Source organism: Nocardioides sp. (assembly GCF_031422975.1).
Taxonomy (GTDB): Bacteria; Actinomycetota; Actinomycetes; order Propionibacteriales; family Nocardioidaceae; genus Nocardioides.
The window spans coordinates 1-2,269 of the sequence record NZ_JANPEO010000181.1; the positions used below are offsets into that span (position 1 = coordinate 1).

At 70.7% G+C, this 2,269-nt stretch carries 3 protein-coding genes; 1 reads left to right on the forward strand and 2 read right to left on the reverse strand.

Features of this window, described 5'->3' with window-relative positions:
* Positions 1–7: 7 nt before the first annotated feature.
* Positions 8–769: a hypothetical protein gene (locus RMO85_RS05735; protein ID WP_310527253.1), complete on the reverse strand. Its 762-nt coding sequence runs from the start codon at positions 767–769 to the stop codon at positions 8–10.
* Between the two features lie 56 nt (positions 770–825).
* On the opposite strand from RMO85_RS05735, the gene RMO85_RS05740 reads away from it, so the two are divergent.
* On the forward strand, positions 826–1,320 hold the full coding sequence (locus tag RMO85_RS05740; protein ID WP_310527258.1) for a polyketide cyclase: 495 nt from the start codon (positions 826–828) through the stop codon (positions 1,318–1,320).
* Here the strand turns inward: RMO85_RS05740 and RMO85_RS05745 are convergent.
* Positions 1,296–2,249 (reverse strand): WYL domain-containing protein, encoded by a 954-nt coding sequence (locus RMO85_RS05745; protein ID WP_310527266.1) that lies wholly within the window; start codon positions 2,247–2,249, stop codon positions 1,296–1,298. The two genes, RMO85_RS05740 and RMO85_RS05745, sit on opposite strands and share 25 nt — an antisense overlap.
* Positions 2,250–2,269: the final 20 nt, after the last annotated feature.

Here is a 2,269-nt window from a genome sequence, read left to right on the forward strand (position 1 = left end):
GGACGACCTAGAAGTCGAAGCCGTCGAACAGGCCGCCGATCCCGTCCCCGATGCCGCCGAACATGTCGCCGAGGCCTTCGCCCATGGCCCCGATGCCCTCACCGAGGCCGTCGAAGCCGCCGCTGAAGAGCATGCCCATGAACATCCAGTCCATCGGTCCGAAACCACCGAAATAGCCCTGCGCATAGGGCTGGTAGGCGCGACCACCCTGCCAGTAGGGCACGCGCCGCGAGCCGACCAGCACCTTGCGGATGTCGGGCTCTGCGCCGGCCCGGACCCGCTCGGCGTCGAGCTGGCAGGCCGGGACATCGCGCTGGGCGCCGCCCGGCGGCGTGTAGGCCACGTCGACGACGGACATCCCGTGCCGCGGGTCGAAGAAGCACGGCGGTCGACGCGTCGGCAGCGGCTGCCCGTCGACGCGGGCGCGCACGCACGCCATCGCGTAGCGGCCGTCCTCGAGGATCTCGGTGACGTGCCGGACGTCGTCGGGCCTGCTCATCCTGGCCGCCGCGGTCTTGGCCGACTCGTAGGCGTCCAGCGCGCGCTGGTAGTCGGCGTTCTCACCGGTGCCGAGCTCGCGTCCGGCCATGTCGATGTCCAGGTCCTGCAGCTCGACCCCGAGGGCGGTGACGTCCTCCTCGGCCAGTCGCTTGACCGGCTCGAGCTCCGCCGCGGCCCTGGCCGCCTGCCGCTTCTTCGCGGTCTGGCCGGTGAACACCGCCACCGCGACGAGCCCACCCAGCACCACGAGCAACAGCACCATCTCCATACGGGCAGCCTACGTGGGCCCTCCACGGCCGCTGGGCCGCCTGCGAGACTGGGCGCATGACAACCGACGAGCGCATCGAGGTCACCCGTCCGCTCTCCACGTCCCCGGCCGAGGTCTTCGCCCTCCTGTGCGATCCCCAGGGCCACGTCGCCATCGACGCATCCGGGATGCTGCAGAGCGCCGAGGGCGACCCGGTCGAGGCGGTGGGCGACTCCTTCGTCGTACACATGGATCGCGAGTCGCTCGGCGACTTCGACCTGGGCAAGTACGACGTCACCGTCACCATCTGCGCCTTCGAAGCAGACCGCGAGATCGCGTGGAAGGTGCTCGGCCGGGTGCGCCCCCAGATCGGTCACGTCTACGGCTACCGGATCGAGCCGGGCGACGACGGCACCAGCCTGGTCACGTCCTACTACGACTGGTCCGACATCGCGCCGGAGTGGCGCGACGCGGGCATCTTCCCGGTGATCTCCGAGAGCAACCTCAAGGCGACCCTGGGAATCCTGGACCGCACGGTCCGCCGCGGCTACCCGCTGGCCGCAGCCCGCTGAAGCCGCTGCCCCAGGTCCGCGGCCACGGCCGCCAGCTCGGGCGGCCGGACGAACTCGCACTCGATCCCGGTCATCACGCAGTGGAACGCCACGTGCTCGAGCGAGTCGGCGCTCGCCTCCAGCAGCGTCGTGGACTCGTCGATCGCGGTGAGCGTCACCCAGCGGGTGTCGATCTTGGTCGACACCTCGTCGAGGCCGGCCAGAACTCGCACTTGCGCCTGATTGCTGTACGGCGACCGGCTGATCGAGTTCTTGACGTACTCCCTCGGGTCGGGGTGATCGCGCGGCTTGAACCGCCAGGTCGAAGTGGTCACCTCACGCATCCGGTCGAGGCGGAACGTCCGCCAGTCCTCCCGGTCGACGTCCCACGCCATGAGGTACCACCGGCGGCCCGTCGCGACGAGACGGATGGGCTCGACCCAGCGCTCGGTCGCGGCACCGTCGCGGGCGTCGTAGCCGAAGCGGACACGCAGCAGGTCTCGGCAGGCCTTGGCGAGCGTGAGCAGCACGTCGCCGTCGACGAGGTCGGTGTTGGTGCTCAGCGTCTCGGTGGACTGGTGGATCGCCTTGACCTCCGAGCGCAGCCTCGGCGGCATCACCTGGTCCAGCTTGGCCAGGGTGCTCAGCGCGGCCTCGCTCGCACCCGTCACGGTGCCGCCGGCCGCGAGGCGCAGGGACACCGCGATCGCGACCGCCTCCTCGTCGTCGAGCAGCAGTGGCGGCAGGTCCTTTCCGCGCCCGAGCCGGTAGCCGCCGCCGAGCCCCTGGGTGGCCAGCACCGGATAGCCGAGCCCGCGCAGGCGCTCGACGTCGCGCCGGATGCTGCGAGTGGTGACGCCCAGCCGCTCGGCCAGCTCGGGTCCGGTCCACACCGGACGTCTCTGAAGCAGCGAGAGCAGCTGCAGGACGCGATGGGTCGTGTCGCTCATGGCGTCATCGTGGCAGACAC